At 73.1% G+C, this 16,943-nt stretch carries 13 protein-coding genes and 1 pseudogene; 8 read left to right on the top strand and 6 right to left on the bottom strand.

The features are described from left to right. Positions 1-360 precede the first annotated feature (360 nt). The gene (locus H7H31_RS13965; RefSeq protein WP_187063250.1) at positions 361-2,601 is read left to right on the top strand and encodes a family 2 encapsulin nanocompartment cargo protein terpene cyclase; all 2,241 of its coding nucleotides are present in this window, start codon (positions 361-363) and stop codon (positions 2,599-2,601) included. Between the two features lie 183 nt (positions 2,602-2,784). Continuing rightward, entirely contained in the window at positions 2,785-3,417 is a 633-nt protein-coding gene (locus H7H31_RS13960; RefSeq protein WP_187063249.1) for a hypothetical protein, read from the top strand. A gap of 17 nt (positions 3,418-3,434) precedes the next feature. On the opposite strand, the gene H7H31_RS13955 is transcribed toward H7H31_RS13960, so the two are convergent. The 4 genes and pseudogenes from H7H31_RS13955 to H7H31_RS34765 form a co-directional block, all read right to left on the bottom strand. Continuing rightward, entirely contained in the window at positions 3,435-4,592 is a 1,158-nt protein-coding gene (locus H7H31_RS13955) for a low temperature requirement protein A (RefSeq protein ID WP_187063248.1), read from the bottom strand. A 99-nt stretch (positions 4,593-4,691) separates the two neighbouring features. Beyond that, positions 4,692-4,823: a hypothetical protein gene (locus H7H31_RS34585; protein WP_261905707.1), complete on the bottom strand. Its 132-nt coding sequence runs from the start codon at positions 4,821-4,823 to the stop codon at positions 4,692-4,694. Positions 4,824-5,070: 247 nt separating this feature from the next. Continuing rightward, positions 5,071-5,961, bottom strand: coding sequence for a hypothetical protein (locus H7H31_RS13950; protein ID WP_232109825.1), 891 nt, complete (start codon positions 5,959-5,961; stop codon positions 5,071-5,073). A 132-nt stretch (positions 5,962-6,093) separates the two neighbouring features. Further along, positions 6,094-6,300: pseudogene (locus H7H31_RS34765) on the bottom strand (helix-turn-helix transcriptional regulator); the annotation flags it as partial. 645 nt (positions 6,301-6,945) lie between these two features. Between H7H31_RS34765 and H7H31_RS13945 the strand changes: the two are divergent. From H7H31_RS13945 to H7H31_RS13925, 5 genes are all read left to right on the top strand, one after another. Next, positions 6,946-8,133 carry a helix-turn-helix domain-containing protein gene (locus H7H31_RS13945; RefSeq protein ID WP_187060343.1) on the top strand — a complete coding sequence of 396 codons (1,188 nt, stop codon included), beginning with the start codon at positions 6,946-6,948 and terminating at the stop codon, positions 8,131-8,133. 112 nt (positions 8,134-8,245) lie between these two features. After that, positions 8,246-8,659: a hypothetical protein gene (locus H7H31_RS13940; protein WP_187060342.1), complete on the top strand. Its 414-nt coding sequence runs from the start codon at positions 8,246-8,248 to the stop codon at positions 8,657-8,659. Beyond that, positions 8,656-9,234 (top strand): hypothetical protein, encoded by a 579-nt coding sequence (locus H7H31_RS13935; protein WP_187060341.1) that lies wholly within the window; start codon positions 8,656-8,658, stop codon positions 9,232-9,234. The genes H7H31_RS13940 and H7H31_RS13935 overlap by 4 nt, the downstream gene beginning before the upstream one ends. Further along, positions 9,231-9,512 carry a DUF7848 domain-containing protein gene (locus H7H31_RS13930; protein ID WP_187060340.1) on the top strand — a complete coding sequence of 94 codons (282 nt, stop codon included), beginning with the start codon at positions 9,231-9,233 and terminating at the stop codon, positions 9,510-9,512. The genes H7H31_RS13935 and H7H31_RS13930 overlap by 4 nt, the downstream gene beginning before the upstream one ends. A gap of 627 nt (positions 9,513-10,139) precedes the next feature. After that, the gene (locus tag H7H31_RS13925) at positions 10,140-10,865 is read left to right on the top strand and encodes a dienelactone hydrolase family protein (RefSeq protein ID WP_187059721.1); all 726 of its coding nucleotides are present in this window, start codon (positions 10,140-10,142) and stop codon (positions 10,863-10,865) included. 889 nt (positions 10,866-11,754) lie between these two features. On the opposite strand, the gene H7H31_RS13920 is transcribed toward H7H31_RS13925, so the two are convergent. Then, complete coding sequence (locus tag H7H31_RS13920; RefSeq protein WP_187117918.1) at positions 11,755-13,350, bottom strand: carboxylesterase/lipase family protein; 1,596 nt, start codon at positions 13,348-13,350, stop codon at positions 11,755-11,757. 147 nt (positions 13,351-13,497) lie between these two features. Continuing rightward, positions 13,498-14,382, bottom strand: a complete 885-nt coding sequence (locus H7H31_RS13915; protein WP_187060110.1) for an alpha/beta fold hydrolase — start codon at positions 14,380-14,382, stop codon at positions 13,498-13,500. 312 nt (positions 14,383-14,694) lie between these two features. Between H7H31_RS13915 and H7H31_RS13910 the strand changes: the two genes are divergently transcribed. Continuing rightward, positions 14,695-16,935 (top strand): AfsR/SARP family transcriptional regulator, encoded by a 2,241-nt coding sequence (locus tag H7H31_RS13910; RefSeq protein WP_187118244.1) that lies wholly within the window; start codon positions 14,695-14,697, stop codon positions 16,933-16,935. The last annotated feature ends 8 nt before the right edge of the window (positions 16,936-16,943 follow it).

The raw sequence follows: 16,943 nt of genomic DNA, 5'->3' as shown, positions 1-16,943 counted from the left end.
ACGAGCGCGGGGGTGACCACGGGGGCGAACGCGAGGACACACATCGAGGCGAGCACGGGGCGAACGGGGGCGCGGCATCGAGGCGAGCGCGGGGCGAACACGGGGGCGAACGGGGGCGCGTAAGGAAAACGACGCTTGGAAAAAAAGGCGGAGAGATGTGGAGAACTCCGCGCGGGTAACCCGGCGTGCCCCAGGGTAGTGCTGTGGCGGTCGGTAACGCGGCACGGTGGAGGTGGCGGCATTTTATTCGAACGAATAAGCGCTTCACCCTGCCTTCGCACAAACGTGCCCATCGGGCGTACCGCCCGCGCCGCCGCGAGTTCCGCACACCCCGTGAGTTTGAGCGAAAGGCGGGCCAGAATGGCGCAGCCATTTGAATTGCCGGACTTCTACATGCCCTATCCGGCACGGCTGAACCCGCATGTCGAGACGGCCCGGGAACACTCCCGCCAGTGGGCTCGGCAGATGGACATGTTGGAAGGTTCCGGGATCTGGGACCAGAGCGATCTGGACGCCCACGACTACGCCCTGCTCTGCGCCTACACCCACCCCGACACCTCGGCCGAAGCCCTTTCGCTGGTCACCGACTGGTACGTGTGGGTCTTCTTCTTCGACGACTACTTCCTGGACAAGTTCAAGCGCACCCAGGACCGCGAGGCCGGCAAGCAGCACCTGGCCCGGCTGCCCGCCTTCATGCCGATGGACCTGGCCACGCCCATGCCCGAGCCGGAGAACCCGGTCGAGGCCGGCCTCGCCGACCTGTGGCGGCGCACCGTCCCCAGCATGTCGATGGAGTGGCGGGCCCGCTTCGCCGAGAGCACCGAGAACCTGCTCAACGAGTCGCTGTGGGAGCTGTCCAACATCAACGCCGGCCGGGTGTCCAACCCGGTGGAGTACATCGAGATGCGCCGCAAGGTCGGCGGCGCGCCCTGGTCGTCGGGGCTGGTCGAGTACGCGGTGGGCGCCGAGGTCCCGGCCAGGGTCGCCGGCTCGCGCCCGCTGCGCGTGCTGCGGGACGCCTTCTCGGACGGCGTCCACCTGCGCAACGACCTCTTCTCGTACCAGCGCGAGATCGAGGAGGAGGGCGAGCTGAGCAACGGCGTGCTCGTCCTGGAGCGGTTCCTCGACTGCACCACGCAGGAGGCCGCGGACGCCGTCAACGACCTGCTCACCTCGCGGCTCCAGCAGTTCGAGAACACCACCCTGCTCGAACTCCCCCAACTCTTCGCCGACCAGGGGCTGAGTCCGCGGGAGTGCGCCGACGTGCTGCTGTACGTCAAGGGGCTCCAGGACTGGCAGTCCGGCGGGCACGAGTGGCACATGCGCTCCAGCCGCTACATGAACGGCGGCGGCGCGGACGCGCCCGCGGGCCTGACGCCGTGGGGCCCGTTCGCGCTCACCGGGCTCGGCACCGAGTCGGCGAACATCACGTCGCTGATCGCCCTCACCGGGGCCAAGCGGCTGCGCTCGTACAGCCACGTGCCCTTCACCAAGGTCGGCCCGTCCCGCATCCCCGACCTCAACCCGCCCTTCCCGCTCCAGCTCAGCCCGCACCTGGAGGGTTCGCGCCGGCACGTCATCGACTGGGCGCACCGGATGGGCATCCTGGAGGCCCAGCCTGGCGTGCCCAACTCGGACGTGTGGAACGAGGAGTTGCTCGCCGGCTACGACCTCGCCCTGTGCTCGGCCGGCCTCGACCCGGATGCCACGCCGGAGGAGCTGGACCTCAGCGCGTGCTGGCTGGCCTGGGGCACGTACGGCGACGACTACTACCCCGTCGTCTTCGGCGCCCCGCGCGACCTGGCCGGCGCCAAGCGGTGCACGGCGCGGCTGTCCGCCTGCATGCCGCTGGACGACTCGACGCCGCCGGAGCCGGTGAACGCCCTCGAACGCGGCCTCATCGACCTGTGGTCCCGCACCGCCGGTCCGATGCGACCCGCCGACCGCGCCACGTTCCGCGCGGCGATCGAGAACATGACGGCGAGCTGGCTGTGGGAGCTGGAGAACCAGTTCCACAACCGCGTTCCCGACCCCATCGACTACATCGAGATGCGCCGCCACACCTTCGGCTCCGACCTGACCATGAGCCTGTGCCGGCTGCGGCACGGCAAGCAGGTGCCGCCGGCGGTGTACGAGAGCAGCCCGATGCGCTCCCTGGAGAACGCGGTCTCCGACTACGCGACGCTGCTGAACGACGTCTTCTCGTACCAGAAGGAGATCGAGTACGAGGGCGAGATCCACAACGGCGTGCTGGTCGTGCAGAAGTTCTTCGACATCGACTACCCGACCGGCCTGCGCCTGGTGCACGAGCTGATGGAGTCCCGGCTGAGCCAGTTCCTGCACGTCGCGGAGAACGAACTGCCCGTGCTCTACGACGACTTCGAGCTGTCGGCGGAGGGGCGGCACGAGGTGGACACGTACGTGGGCGAGTTGAAGGACTGGATCGCCGGCATCCTGAACTGGCACCGCGAGTGCGTCCGCTACAAGGAGGCCGACCTGCGCCGCACCTTCGCCCCGAAGACGGACTGGGTCGCGGGCGGCCCGACGGGGCTGGGCACGTCGGCGGCCCGGGTGCGGTTGCCGTTGCCGGCGGCGTCGTGAGCTGAATCTCGGCTGGGCGCCTGGCCGGGTGCCCCTCTGAGCGCTCCGCTGCCGGCCCGGGTCGCGTGTGCGGTCCGGGCCGGTGGCACTTCGGGCGTGGCAGTCACGTGATGCGGCCACGTCACGCGGCGGATCGCCCGCGTGGGTGCGGAGCGGTCCGGCGCTCGTGGCAGAGTCCCGGTCATGCGGATACCGAGACCCAGCCCCAGCCCCAGCTCCAGACGTGTCACCACGGTCCTCTACCTGGGCGCCGCCCTGGCCCTGGCCCTGACCGCCTGTGGCCAGGAGCGCGCCGACTCCGCGTCGGGCCAGCGGGCGACCCCCACCCCCTCGTCGACCCACTCGCCCGCACCCTCGCCCACACGTACCCCCGTCGGCCCCCAGGGCAACGTGGATCCCGTCGTACCCGACGGGGCCCCGCACCACGGCGAGAACAACGGCTTCAAGGCGGAGAAGACCATGTCCCCCGCCAGCGAGAGGGCCGCCCGGGTGGAGGCCGTCCGCGTCGAGCCCGTCATCGCGCGGCTCTGGAAGGCGAAGGTGTGGGACCCCGAGCGGGTACGCGCGGCCCTGCTCGGACTCGGCTACCGGAGCCAGGGCGCGGGCGGCGAGTCGGGCGACGGGACGCTGACCGTGTCCGGGTTGGACACGGGCGGGGAGGCCGACCAGCACGGCACCCCCGAGGGGGCCAGGGTCGCGCTGTACGTGGGTGACGACGCCTGCGTCACGGCGTACACCCAGCCCACCAACTACCACGTCGGCGTCAACGGGCTGTACGCGGAGGGTGGCTGTTTCGAGCCGAAGGGCGGCCACTGAGCGCCCGTCGTCGCTGGTCAGGTGGGGGAGCGGGCGGGGTCGCGGGCGGCGCCGCGCGCGGACAGGACGAGGGTGGCGGCGATGAGGAGCGCCGCCAGGACCCCGGTGACCAGGACCGGGGCCGGGGCGGGCGCGAAGGTGCTGGCCAGGATGGCGAGCACGGCCAGCGGATGGATCACGTCGGCCGGGTTACGCAACTCGGCGGCGCGGTGGTGCAGCAGCCACACGAGGGTGATGAAGACGGCGACCGGGATCGTGTACGCGGCGGCGGCCGTGCGGTCGGTGAGGTGCCCGTGGTCGGTGGCGTGCGCCACGTTGACCGCGAGCCCGGCGCCGGCGGCGGCAGCGGAGGCGAAGACCAGGTAGTGACCGTAGCCCCACAGCAGCGCGTTGGGGAGGCCGGTGAGGCGGCGGGGCGCGTGCTGGGCGAAGTAGAGCCACCACAGGGCGAACACGGTGAGGACGCCCCCGACGATGAGCGGCGCGAGGTCGCCGATGCTCGCGTCGGTGTCGAGGGCGGTACGGACGGCGCCGGTGGCCGCCGTGATGGTCTCGCCGAGCACGATCAGCGTGAACAGGCCGTAGCGCTCGGCGATGTGGTGCGGGTGCCAGGTGGTGGTGGCCGCGCGTTCCGCCCAGGCCGGGACGGCGAGTTCGGCCAGCACGAGCAGCCCGAACGTGAGGAGCCCGACGTCGTCGGGCAGGGCGAGCCGCACCGCCCACCCGATCTGCACCACGAGGATGCCCACCGCGTACCGCAGACACGTACGCCGCCGCTCCGGGTCGGCGCGGGCGGCCCGCAGCCACTGGGTGACCATGGCGAGCCGCATGACGACGTAGCCCCAGGTGATGACGGTGAAGTCGTCGTTCTGGAGTGCCTCGGCCGCACCGGCGGCCATGATCAGGGCGCCGACGATCTGCACCAGGGTGAGCAGCCGGTACGGCACGTCGTCGGTGTCGTACGCGGAGGCGAACCAGGTGAAGTTCATCCACGCCCACCAGATCGCGAAGAACACGAGCACGTAGCCGAGCACCCCGTGCCCGACGTGCCCCTCGGCCAGCTCATGCTCGAACGCGAGGGCAGCCTGGGCCACGGCGGTGACGAAACAGAGGTCGAAGAACAGCTCCAGCACGGTCGCGGTGCGATGCTCCTCGCTGGCCAGCCGCGCCACCATGGGGCGGCGCCATGCGCTGGCGGGGGTGGGGGTGGAGGCCGGGGTGGGTTGTGGCTGGCGCCCCGGGTCGGCGGGGTCGGGCTGCGGCTGGCTCATCGGTCACCGGCCGGCGTACGGGGTCGTACGGGAGGGCCTGGCGTACGGGTCCGCCTTCGGGCTCGGCGTGGAGGGGGCCGGGCTGGCGGACGTCGTACGGTCCGCGAGCGTCGTCGTGTCCGGGGTGGCGGCCATGACTGCCTCCTGCGGGGTCAGGGGCCGTGGACGGGGTGACCTCGGCGGATGCCGGAGGCCCTGTCGTAGTCACGTCACCAGACTCGGTGCGGGGGCGCATGTGGATCTTGGGCGGATTGGTGGAATGGGAGGCGGGGGCGCGGCCGGTCGGGGGCGGGGTGCGCTGTGCACAGCCTGTGGATGGGGGCGGGTGCCCTGCCCACCACGCCACCAAGGGCCCGCCGCGCTTGATCCCGCGTGGGAGTGGTCAGACCGCGCTGTCGAGTACGGCTCGCACCTCGGGCACCTCGGCGTACTCGGCCAGCCGCGCCAGCACCACCCGGACCCGTGCCGCCGTCCGCTCGCTGGCCACGTCGGCGGACAGGCTCATGACCCGCGCGGCGGTCGCCGCCGCTGCCTCGGGCTCGTTGGCGTCGGCGTAGGCCACGGCGAGCCACGACAGGTACAGGGCCAGTTCTCGCGTGTGCGTCGCGTCGTACTGGCCGAGCACAGCACGCAGGAGCGGTACGGCGCGGAGCGGTCGGCGTAGCTCGGTGTGGACGCGGGCTTCCATGACCTGGAGTTCGCCGGCGTCCACCCAGTACAGCCATGCCGGGGACTCGGTGCCCTCGCTGTCCTCGGCCAGCGCTTCCGCCGCCTCCCCCAGCGCCCGCATCGCGTGCTGCGCGTGCGCGCGACCCCCGGCTTTGGTGTGCGCCCAGGCCACCCGATCGAGGAACAGCGCACGGGCCTTGGGTGGCGCGTCCGCCCCGGCCCCGTCCAGCGCGGCACGGGCGAGGGCCAGGCCGTCGCCCGCCCGGCCCGTGTTGCTGAACTGGTAGGCCAGCGACCCGGCGAGGTTCCCGGCCAGGGCGTGGTCCTCGGCTTGCCTCGCCGCGCTGAGCCCTAGCTGGTAGATCCGCTCGGCCTCGGCGTGCCGTCCGGCATCGCTCGCGATCCATCCGGCGATCTGCGCCAACTCGTCAACTGGGCGCAGGAGTTCGCGTCCAACCGCTCCGGTGTGGGCGCCCTCGCGGTACAAGCGGACGGCGGACCGAAGTTCCCGGAGTGCGGGCCGGATGAGGTCGCCTCCAGCGAGTACGTCGTCGGCCAGCCGCAGGCCGTGTACGCGCTGCCGCAGGTCGGTGACCTGGCCCATCCCGACGCGGCGGCCCTCGCGGGCGCGGAGAGGGGCCAGCGGGTCTCCCTCGGGAAGGTAGTCGGCCAGCGCCGGCGAAGGCGGCTCGGCGGGCTGCGGCCCCGTGCGTGTCCCTTGCCGCCGCGTGAGCGCTTCTGAGGACACCCGGAGGGCGGCGGCGAGAAACGGAAGCCAGTCACGCGGGGTGCGCTTCCCCGTCTCCCAGCGGCTGATCTCCTGACGGCCTACCGGCTCGCCCCGAACTCCAGCGACCCGACAGACCTCCCGCGCCAACCGCGCCTGACTCCACCCGAGCCGCTCCCGCTCCCGCCTGACGTTCGCCCCGACGCCGCTCCCCATGGGTCCAGTCTGGCCGACAGTTGGCTTACATGTGGGCGCTGGCGTGGGGATGTGGGATGGGTGGTGGTCGTTCCAACCACGGCGAGGGGGTGGGGGCGAAGGGTGGGGTGGCTCGGAGGAGTTGGCGGACTCACGTACTTGTTCGTCGGCGTCGTGCGTGGGGGCCGAGAGATAGCCTGGGTGGCCTGGAGGGCGGCAAGGGGGAGTTTTGGGTGATCTGGCGGGCTTGGGTGGTAGGCCGGAGTTCGCGGAAGTTGCAAAAAACCGGGGTGTGGCGAGATAAAGCCGCAGGTCAATTGCTCTGGTCCCCGCGCGTGCGGGGATGGTCCCGTGCCCTTGGAGTTGTGGCCCGTACGGCCGGACTGGTCCCCGCGCGTGCGGGGATGGTCCCCGCCTTCTCCCCCGTCGTAGTTCCGGAAACCTTGGTTCCCGCGCGTGCGGGGATGGTGCCGTCGTGCTCGCGGATGCCGATCGAAGAGGGGGCTGGTCCCTGCGCAGGCGGGGCTGGCCACCACCGATGCGCGCTGCATCACTGGAAGTCAACGGCGCGACAGCCCAACTAGGTTGATCGAGCTAGAAGTTTGTCGCTCGTGTTCGAGCTGGGAGTACCGTTTCAGGTGCCTACGTCAGAACGAGGAGTCCAGTATGTCTGAGACCCCGACCATGCTCGGCGAGCGCGTCCGTGACCTACGTAAGCGACGCGGCCTCTCGCAACAAGCTTTAGCTCGTGCGGCCAGGCTGTCTCACTCAACCGTGCGAAAACTGGAGCAGGGTACTGGCGGGGAAACCAGGATGGAGACCGTCCGCGCCCTCGCTCTCGCCCTGCGCGTGCCGACAACCTACCTGCTGCGCCGTGACGCCGAGGTGGCCAGCCTCCCAACGGAAGAGCGCTGGGAGCCGGTGCGCGCAGCGCTCCTAAGGGCCCCGGCAGCGGAGTACATCGAGGGTGACGCACCCACTCCGGTGGGTGTGAAGGCCGCGCTGCAAGCGGCCGAACCGTTGTTCTCCGAGGACCGCTTCGCCGACTTGGCCGTGGTTCTGCCGGGGTTGCTCCGGGACTCCGAAGCACTGGACGAGAGTGACCCCCGATCCCGTGCCGTTCGATGCAGGCTGCTCCAGCTCACAGGGTGGCTACTCACCCAAACGCGTCAGTACGAGGCGGCCGAGCGCGCGCTCGCACAGGCGACGGCGATGTCAGCGGACCGCCTGGATGGCTCGGCATCGGTCAACACGACGGCGTGGTTGCTCATGCGTACCGGTCAGTTGACGAAGGCGCGTGAACTCGCCGCCCGGTGGGGTGACGACATAGAACCCCGGCTGTCCCGGGCCACTCCCGACGAGTTGTCCTCGTGGGGATGGATGATGCTGCGGGTCTCGGCGGCATCGGTGCGAGACGCGCAGCCGGAGCAGGCGGCGCATGCCATGCGTATGGCATGTTCGGCGGCGGCTGCGCTGGGTCGCGAGCACGCCCCCCGAGGGGACTTCCTCCGTTCCTTCGGCCCCGTCACGGTGGCGCTGAAGCGCGCCGAGAACGCGGCGATCGCCGACAAGCCGGATGTCGTGCTGAGTCTTGCGCGGAAGATCCCTTCCGGGGGCCTACGAGCGACCAGCAACAACCGCAATCGCCACTTGCTCGACGTGGCCGATGCGCACGCTCGCATGCGCCAGTACGGCCAGGCCATGGAGGTGCTGTACGGCATCCAGGATGTGTCCCCCGAGTGGCTTCCACAGCAGCGGTACGCACAGGACATCGCGACCAGGGTCATCCGCAAGCGGCGGACGCTGACCCCGGACATGCGGCGCCTGGCTGACGCGATCGGTGTGCCGCTGTAGTGCGGCGATACCCCTTCGCCGCTCGGCTGTGACGAATGACCATTGAGGCGCAGCCGCCAACTCCTTACGGTCGGTAGTCGTTCGATCACCAACCACGCTGGAGGGCTGCGCCATGCCGACCTGGACCGAATACACCTCGCCCCCACCCTTCGACTGGGTGCCGCCCGGGGGTGGGGTGCGGTGGACCAGGATCGGTGAACTGGGTTGGCACACGTTGTCGTTGCCGTACTACCTGGGGAACCCGGTGCTGGCCGCGCTCGGCGACGAGAGCGGGGCGGTCATCGAGGAGGACGTGCCGGAGCGGCTCGTGTGGTTGATCGAGCCCAAGGCGGCGGCCGTGCGGCACCTGTACGGGCACGAGGTGGTCAGCCTCGCGGGCGACAACGGGGCGTACGTCTTCGTTCCGGGCATGGCGCGGGCCCGGATGGTGTGGTGGCGTGTCCCGCCGGAGCCGGGGCGGCTGCTGACGGACGCGGGTCGGTTGGTCGAGGCGATTGCCGTGTTGCGTCCGGGAGTTCGCTCGTGAGCGAAATGGACTGGGTGCCACCCTCGTGCGAGGCGGTTGCCCTGCTGCCTGCGGGGCGGCGCTGGGACGCGGTTCGGACGTCCATGGTCGTGGCTCGGCGGGCGTTCGAGATGTTGGACGTGAGCGAGAGGTGCGCCGCGATCGTTGATCCGCTGACCGCTGCCGCGTACTGGTTGGTGCCGGCCGGTCAGGCGTCCGTGGTGCCGCAGTGGGAGCGGTTGGGGCGGCATGTCGCCCTGCTGGGGCCCGGCCCCGGGACCCACTACGTCGGGGTGCCGTCCGCCCTGCGGCATGCCGGCCCTGGGTTGCACTGGCGGCTCCCTCGCGACTGGTCGGGGCGGTACCTGGCCCAACCGCACTACCTCGGCGCGATCCTCGCCTCGGCCGTACGGTTCACCCACGGCACGGCTGCGCTGTCGTCGCCATGCCCCGTGTGTGTGGGGGACTCGGCGCGTACGGGAGAGGCGCCGGCCGGAGGTCGATCCGGCCCGGCTGAACCCGTCCCCTGCTGCCTGGAGGTCAACCCCGCATGTGACCACGCCGCGCGCTCGCCCGCCAGCCGGCGGCGCACATGAGCCGCAGTCGGTACCGCTACGTCGAGATGCGCCTGGGGCCTGACCCGGAGACTGACGCCTATCTCGTCCGCGCGATGTGCGTGACCTGTGGCGAGCAGTCGCCGGAGCCAGAGCCGTCGGAGTCCATCACGGACCAACACCACCAGGCCCAGCGCTGGTGCACGAGCCACACGGCCCGCGACCACCCCGACGGCCGGCACGTCCGCTACGCGGCGACGGTCACCTTGCGGTGGCTGGTCACCCCGGCTGAGGACATCGGGCCGAGTGCTGGCCCGTAGGCGGGGTGAGGAGGCGGTGCGGGCTGTGGCGTTGGGGCGGTGGTGTGGGATGCCGGCGCCTGCGGGTGGGGGGCGCTGGGTGGGTGCGGGGGTGGCCGTGGGTGACGCTGGCTGTGCCGTCTTGTGAACGGGGTGGCACAGTTGGCGGGTTGGCGGTCCAGCTTTCTTGTCCTTGAGCCTCAGGGGGCGAACGCAGATAGGCTGTGAAGCCTGGCCAGCAAGGGGGCGTTGTGGGCGATCTGCCGAGTTTGAGCGATAGGCCGGAGTTCGCGGAAGTTGCAAAAAACCGGGGTGTCGCGCGGTAAACCCGCAGGTCAATTGCTCTGGTCCCCGCGCGCGCGGGGATGGTCCCCAAGCCGGACGGAAGAATGTCATCGGCGCGTGTTGGTCCCCGCGCGAGCGGGGTTGGCCTCTGGCGCTTGTCGGGGTCGGTGTGCCCGCCGCCCTGAACTCGGCGCGCTTCCCTGTCCGTCGCCATGACCAAGGCGGGCGCCCAACACCGCCCCACAACCTCTGCTTCGCGGCGAACCTGCCGAGCCGTCGCCGCACTTCAGAGGCGCGCGGCGTCGTTCTGCCGGCGGTGAACACATGCCCGGTTGGGCTCGGCGGTCATTACCGTCCAGACGTATGACGACGATAACAACGCGCACGGTCGAGTATCCGGCCGACGGCCTCACGATGGTGGGGCGCCTTGCGATTCCGGCCGGCGTGGGTCGTCGGCCTGCGGTTCTGGTCGGGCCCGAGGGGACGGGGCTGAACGACTTCCAGCGCCGACGGGCGGACGCCTTGGCCGAACTGGGTTATGTGGCGCTGGCCTTCGACTTCAACGGCGGGCGTTGGTTCAGCGACCCCGAGGAGATGTTGGCGTACGTCATGCCTCTTCTTGACGACACCGACCGGATGCGGGACATCGGTTACGCGGCGCTCGACGTCTTGCGCGCCGAGCCGCGTACGGACCCCGATCAGATCGCCGCCATCGGATACGGCACCGGGGGCGCCATCGCGTTGGAACTCGGGCGCGCGGGCGTCGACTTCCGCGCGATCGGGACGATCAACGCGGTGACTACGGGCCGACCGGGTGAGGCCGCGAACATTCGATGCCCCGTGTGGGCCGGGGTGGGGTCGGAGGACCCGATCATGCCGCCCGCGCAACGGGAAGCCTTCACTGCGGAGATGCAGGCCGCAGGCGTCGATTGGCGACTGGTGGTCTACGGCGGCGCCGAGCACGCCTTCCACCACCCGCCGGTCGACCACGCGGTACGCCCAGGCGTCAGCCACCACCCGCTGCACGCGGAACGGGCCTGGCGCGATGTTGTCGGCCTGCTCGCCGAGTGTCTGCCCGTGCCGGAGTGATGTGTGGTCGGTAACCGGGTCTTCGGCGGGACGCTGGCGGGATCGTGCAGGGGGGCTGTGAGTTGCTTGTCTGGCTTGGGCGATAGGTCGGAGTTCGCGGAAGTTGCAAAAAACCGGGGTCGGGCGCGGTAAATCCGCAGGTCAATTGCTCTCGTCCCCGCGCGTGCGGGGGTGGCCCCTCCGAAGCTCGGATGGTGGGCAGGCTCCACAGCTCGTCCCCGCGCGTGCGGGGGTGGCCCCGCGCTGGAGCGCGGCGACCACACCGGGACGCACTGGTCCCTGCGCATGCGGGGGTGGCCCCGGCACACGGAGGGTTCGGGTCTGCCGATCGGCCTCGTCCCCCGCCCCTGTGGGGTGGACCCGAATGAAGAAGCAGGGCATCTTCAATTGGTCCCTCGTCCCCGCGCGCGGGGCTGGCCCCGCTTACGCGTGGCTGCAACTGGAGGGCTTCGTCTCGTCCCCGCCCCCGCAGGGGTTGGCCCGCCGCTGCCGCCGATGATCAGGGCCGTCATACCCGTGTCCCCGCCCTGCGGGGTTGGCCCCGAGGTGCAGGCCAAACTGGCGCTGGGCCTGGAGGTGTCCCCGCAGGCACGCGGGGTTGGTCCCGTCGGTTACTCGGTCAGCTCCGGGATGCGTGGGCCCTCCCCGCCGCTGCGGGGTTGGTCCGGCCGTTGAGCAGGCGCAGGACGAGAGCGAGCAGCGCTCCCCGCACGCGCGGGGTTGGCCCCTGAGAGATCAAGGCCAAGAACGGCACCCCGTCGACGTCCCCGCCGCGCGGGGCTGGGGCCGGCGCGTACCGCAAGCCGGGGCCCGCACGCAGGCTTGCCCTCCGGCAGGCTCGGGCACCCAACGGCTCCCGCTGGCCCGCAAGGCTGGACTGCCCCAGCAGTCACACACACAGCCGATGCCCACCCACCCAGCCAAAGGCCACCCCTACACCCGAAGCCCGCCCACACATCCGAAACACACCCACCCAACAAGACCACCGAACCCCCGCCCACACCCCCCGCTCCGCCCCGTCCGCCGACTCCGTCGTCGGCCAGGACGGGGTCAGCCGTTGCACCGTCGGGCGGTCAGGGGTGTAGCGGGGCCAGCCGGGGTCGCCGGTGGTGGTGAAGGCGACCCAGGCGGCGTGGGTGCGGCGGGCCAGCTCGCGGGGTTCGGCCGCGTCGGGGACGAGGCCGAGGGTGTGGAGGTCCACGCGGGACAGGTTGGCGAAGGCGAACGGGAGGTCCAGGCCGTGGCAGGCGCCGAGGAGGCCGTCGAAGGCGGGGGAGCGCCAGGTGAACTCGTAACGCCAGGTGCCGGCCGGGTGCGGGGCGTGGGCGTCGGCCAGGCGGGCGGTGGGGACGGCGAACATGTAGTCGGTGCCGATGGCGGAGAGGAGTTCGGCGGGCGTCGTACCGCGCCCCGCGGCCTTGTACGCGGCGATGACGCGCGCCGGGTCCGGGTGCAGGCGGGAGACGAGGAGCGGTAGCGACCGCGCGTCGACGGGTGGGGTGCCGCGCGTGAGCTGGAACAGGTTCAGTTCGTCGGCCGTGTTGCCGAGCAGCAGGGCGACGTCGGACGCGGCACCCGCGCGGATCGCGTCCTCCGGTTGGCCGCGTACCGACTCGCCGTCGATGACCAGGCCCAGCGGGGTCAGGCCCATCAGTGGGTCGCGTACGCCGGCGACGGTCAGGTTCGGCGGCTCGGCCAGGACGTGGGCCAGCGCGTTCACCAGGGCCTCGTCGGGGAGTGGCGCGAACGCCTCGGCCGTCGGGGGCACGCCGAGATGGTCGGCCAGGGCGCGGGTCGTCGCGCTCGCCTGGGCCGGGGTGAGGGACTGCGAGCCGCCGCCGCTGGCGCTGATCGCGCGCCGGAACAGGCCGCGCGGGGCCGAGGCCAGCAGCGCGCACACGCTCGCCGCGCCCGACGACTCGCCGAAGACGGTCACCCGGTCCGGGTCCCCGCCGAAGGCGGCCACGTTGTCGCGTACCCAGCGCAGGCCGGCGAGTTGGTCGAGCAGGCCACGGTTGGCGGGCGCGCCCGGCAGGTGGGCGTAACCGGCGACGCCGACCCGGTAGTTGAGACTGACCAGCACCACGCCGGCCAGGGCGAACGAGGTCCCGTCGTACAGGCCGGCCGTGGCGCGCCCGCCGACGAACGCGCCGCCGTGCAGGTAGACCAGCACCGGCAGGCGCGCGCCGGGTTCGGGGGACGGCGTCCAGACGTTGGCCGTCAGGTACTCGGCGCCGGGCAGCCAGCCCTCGCCCATCAGGTCCTGGAGCGGCGACCGGCCCGGCTCGCCGACCTGCGGGGCGCTCGGCCCGGGCTCGCGCGCGTCCCACTCGCCGCGCCAGGTGGGTGGCGCGGGCGGGGCGAACCGGGCCGCGCCGGTCGGCCCCGCCGCGTACGGCACGCCGGTGAAGACCGCCACCCCCTCCCGGGCCCGGCCCCGGACGGTGCCCTGGGTGATGCGGGCGATCGGTTCCACGGCGGCCATGACCTCTCCTCGGGACGGGGGAGCGCGGTGCGGGTGGTGGCGGCGAATCCGTCCGGTCGAAGCTACGCCCGTGTGGCGTGGCGTCAAGAAGTGGTCTGGTGCGTGCGGGAGTTGGGGTGCGGGTGGGGTCGGGCCGGGTCGCCAGGGCTAGCGCTTCAGCAGGTCGCGCAGGGCAGCGGTGATCGTTTCCGGGTCCTCCTCGGCCATGAAGTGACCGCAGGAGACGGTGGCGTGGTGCAGGTCGGGGGCCCAGGCGCGCCAGCGGGCCGCCGCGTCGAAGCCGAGGGCGGCGCCCCAGTCCTGCTGGAGGACGGTGACGGGCATGGCGAACTGGTGGCCGGCGGCCCGGTCGGCCTCGTCGTGCTCGACGTCGCTGCCGGCCGAGGCGCGGTAGTCGGCCACGATGGAGGGCACGGCGGCGCGGCAGGCGTCCAGGTAGGCGGCGCGTACGTCGGCGGGGATGGCGCGCGGGTCGTTGGCCCAGGCGTCGAGGAACGAGCCGAAGAACGCGTCGGCGCTGGCGCTGATCATCCGCTCGGGCAGGCCGGGCGGCTGGGCCATCAGGTAGAGGTGGTAGCCGACGGCCGCGCTGGTGCCGTGCATGACGTCCCACATGTCCAGGGTGGGCAGCACGTCGAGGCAGGCCAGGTGGGTGACGGCGGACGGGTGGTCGAGGCCGGCGCGGAAGGCGACGAGCGCGCCCCGGTCGTGCCCGGCCAGCGCGAACCGCTCGTGCCCGAGCGCGCGGGCGAGGGCGACGATGTCCGCGGCCATGGTGCGCTTGGCGTACGTGAGCGGGTCGCCACCCTCGGCCGGCTTGTCGCTGGCCCCGTAGCCGCGCAGGTCGGGGCAGATCACGGTGTGGTCGGCGGCCAGGGCGGCGGCCACGTGCCGCCACATGAGGTGGGTCTGCGGGAAGCCGTGGAGCAGCACGATCGGGCTGCCGGAGCCGGCGACCGCCGCGTTCAGCGAGACGCCGTCGGCGACGCGAACGCGCTGGTAGGCGAAGTGGGGGAGACGGGTGAGCGGCATGGCGCACGTCCTGGGTCGGAGCGGGGGCCCGGGCGGGCGGTACGGGGCGGTCGGGCCGCCGCCGCGCGCCGTGGGCGGGTACGTTCCCAGCCTGCTGGGCGCGGATGAGCGATGGATGAGCGCGCTATACGGTGGCGAGGAGTGGGGCACGTGGGGCGGGGCCGGCCAGAGGGACGGACGGGCGGCCGGGCGCTGTGCGCGGGGTCGCGGCGCGCGGTGGCGGCGGGCGCGGACCCGGTACGCGATGGGCGGCGGGTGATCCGGAGAGGCCGGCGGTACGGAAAGGCTGGCGGTACGGAGAGGCGGGTGCGGGTGCGGGCGGTGTTCGGGGTGCTGGGGCCGGTGTCGGCCTGGGACGACGCCGGGGAGCCGATCGCCCTGAAGGGCCCACGGCACCGCGCGGTGCTGGCCCGGTTGATCGTCGCCCGGCGCCGCGTCGTACCGGTCGGCCACCTGGTCGACGACCTGTGGGAGGAGCCGCCGGCGGGCGCCGTGAGTGCCGTACGCACCTTTGTCGCCGCCCTCCGGCGCGCGCTGGAACCGGAGCGCCCGCCGCGCGCGCCGGCCCGGCTGCTGGTCACCGAGGGCCCGGGGTACGCGCTGCGCGCCGAGCCGGACGCGGTGGACGCGTGGCGCTTCGAGCGGGCGGTGACGGCGACGGCCACGCTGCCGCCGGCCGACGCGCTCGCACGGCTCGACGAGGCGCTCGGGTGGTGGCGCGGGCCCGGGTACGCCGAGTTCGCCGAGGCGCCGTGGGCCCGCGCCGAACGGGCCAAACTGGCGGAACTGCGGCTGCACGCCGTCGAGCGGCGGGCCGGGGCGCGGCTGGCGCTCGGGCTGGCCGCCGAGGCGGTGCCGGACCTGGACGCGCACGTGACCGAGCACCCGTGGCGCGAGGAAGCCTGGCGGCTGCTCGCCCTCGCGCTCTACCGCACGGGCCGGCAGGGCGACGCGCTCGCCGTGCTGCGCCGGGCCCGCGCGCTGCTGGTCGAGCAGCTCGGCGTGGACCCGGGCCCGGCCTTGCGCCAACTGGAGGCGGACGTGCTCGACCAGGCGGCCCACCTGGACGTCGCCCACCCGGACGTTACCCACCTGGACGCCGCCGGCCCGGTCGCCGCCGGCCCGGACGCGGAGCGTCCGTCGGGCGTGGCCCCGGCCCCGGCCCCGGCCTCGGCCTCCGAGGTGCGGCCAGCGCCCGGTCCCGACGCCCCCGACGCCCCCGACCCCGCCGGCGCCGCGGCCCGGGTGTGGGCGCGGGCCGCGGCCGACTACGACCGGGCCGTCTCCGCCGGGGCGCGCGCCCGGCTCGAATCGACGGTGGGCCTCCTCCGCAACCTCGCGCTGACCGGGGGCGAGGGACTGGAGGCGGCCCGCGCGCACCGGTTGGCGGCCGTCGCGGCGGCGGAGGAGCTGGGGGACCCGGAGCTGACCGCGCGGGTGATCGGCGCGTACGACGTACCGGCGATCTGGACCCGCGCGGACGACCCGGAGCAGGCGGCGCGCATCGTCGCCGCGGCCGAACGCACCCTGGCCGCCCTCCCCGCCCCCGGCCACGCGGCGGCCCGGGCCCGCCTGCTGGCCACCATCGCCCTGGAGACCCGCGGCACCCGGTCCCCGACCGACCCGCCGGAGGCCGCCGACCTGGCCACCCTCGCGGCGACCGGCTCTCCAGCGTCTGCTGCCCCCGCCTCGCGGCCCCCGGCCCCGCAGGCCCCAGCCCCGCGCGCGACGCGCGCCGCCCGCGAGGCGGAGGAGATCGCCCGCCGCCTGGACGACCCGGCGCTGCTCGCGTTCGCGCTGGGCGGCCGGTTCATGCAGTGCTTCGAGCGCGCGGGCCTGGCCCCCGACCGGGACGCGATCGGTGCCGAACTCGTCGCCCTGTCCGCCCGGCACGGCCTGGTCGCCTACGAGGTGCTGGGCCACCTCATCCGCGTCCAGGCCCGGTCCGCCCTCGCCGACTTCGCGACCGCCGACCGGCACGCCGCCGCCGTGGATCGGCTGGCCGACCGGCACGAACTACCGCTGGTGGGCGTGTTCACGCAGTGGTACCGCGCGCTCAGCCTCGTGGCGACGGGCCACCCCACCGGGCCCGAAGCCGAGGGGGCCTACCGCGCCGCCGCCGCGCGCTTGGACGGCGCCGGCATGCCGGGCCTTGAGCGCGGGCTGCTGCCGCTGGCGCTGCTGTGCCTGTGGCTGACCCGTGAGGACCAGGGCGCCGCCCTGCCCGCTACCCGGGGTGCCGACTGGGGCCCCTACGCGCCGTGGGTCCGCCCGCTGGCCCTGCTCGCCGACGGGCGGCGCGCGGAGGCGGCGACGGCGCTCCGCGCGGCCCCGCCGCCGCCCCACGACCTGCTGTACGAGGCCCTGTGGTGCCTCATCGGCCGGGCCGCCATCGGCATCGGCGACCGGGCGGTCATCCGTCTCGCCCGGTCCCAACTACTGCCTGCGGAAGACGAGTTGGCGGGAGCCGGCAGCGGGCTGCTCACCCTCGGCCCGGTCGCCCACCACCTCGCCGCCCTGGACGCCGCCCTCGCGGGGCCCGATGGCTCATGACGGAGCCG

It is taken from the genome of Streptomyces buecherae (assembly GCF_014295035.1).
In the GTDB taxonomy this organism is placed as follows: domain Bacteria; phylum Actinomycetota; class Actinomycetes; order Streptomycetales; family Streptomycetaceae; genus Streptomyces; species Streptomyces youssoufiensis.
Note: the sequence above shows the minus strand (reverse complement) of the source record. Positions and strands in the feature narration are given on the sequence as shown.

Excerpts from the sequence above, each read along its gene's own strand:
- H7H31_RS13960 (WP_187063249.1), top strand. The coding sequence starts at position 2,785 with ATGCGGATACCGAGACCCAGCCCCAGCCCCAGCTCCAGACGTGTCACC.
- H7H31_RS13915 (WP_187060110.1), bottom strand. The coding sequence starts at position 14,382 with ATGCCGCTCACCCGTCTCCCCCACTTCGCCTACCAGCGCGTTCGCGTC.
- H7H31_RS13920 (WP_187117918.1), bottom strand. The coding sequence starts at position 13,350 with ATGGCCGCCGTGGAACCGATCGCCCGCATCACCCAGGGCACCGTCCGG.
- H7H31_RS13930 (WP_187060340.1), top strand. The coding sequence starts at position 9,231 with ATGAGCCGCAGTCGGTACCGCTACGTCGAGATGCGCCTGGGGCCTGAC.
- H7H31_RS13965 (WP_187063250.1), top strand. The coding sequence starts at position 361 with ATGGCGCAGCCATTTGAATTGCCGGACTTCTACATGCCCTATCCGGCA.
- H7H31_RS13940 (WP_187060342.1), top strand. The coding sequence starts at position 8,246 with ATGCCGACCTGGACCGAATACACCTCGCCCCCACCCTTCGACTGGGTG.
- H7H31_RS13925 (WP_187059721.1), top strand. The coding sequence starts at position 10,140 with ATGACGACGATAACAACGCGCACGGTCGAGTATCCGGCCGACGGCCTC.
- H7H31_RS13955 (WP_187063248.1), bottom strand. The coding sequence starts at position 4,592 with ATGGTGGCGCGGCTGGCCAGCGAGGAGCATCGCACCGCGACCGTGCTG.
- H7H31_RS13945 (WP_187060343.1), top strand. The coding sequence starts at position 6,946 with ATGTCTGAGACCCCGACCATGCTCGGCGAGCGCGTCCGTGACCTACGT.
- H7H31_RS34585 (WP_261905707.1), bottom strand. The coding sequence starts at position 4,823 with ATGGCCGCCACCCCGGACACGACGACGCTCGCGGACCGTACGACGTCC.
- H7H31_RS13950 (WP_232109825.1), bottom strand. The coding sequence starts at position 5,961 with ATGGGCCAGGTCACCGACCTGCGGCAGCGCGTACACGGCCTGCGGCTG.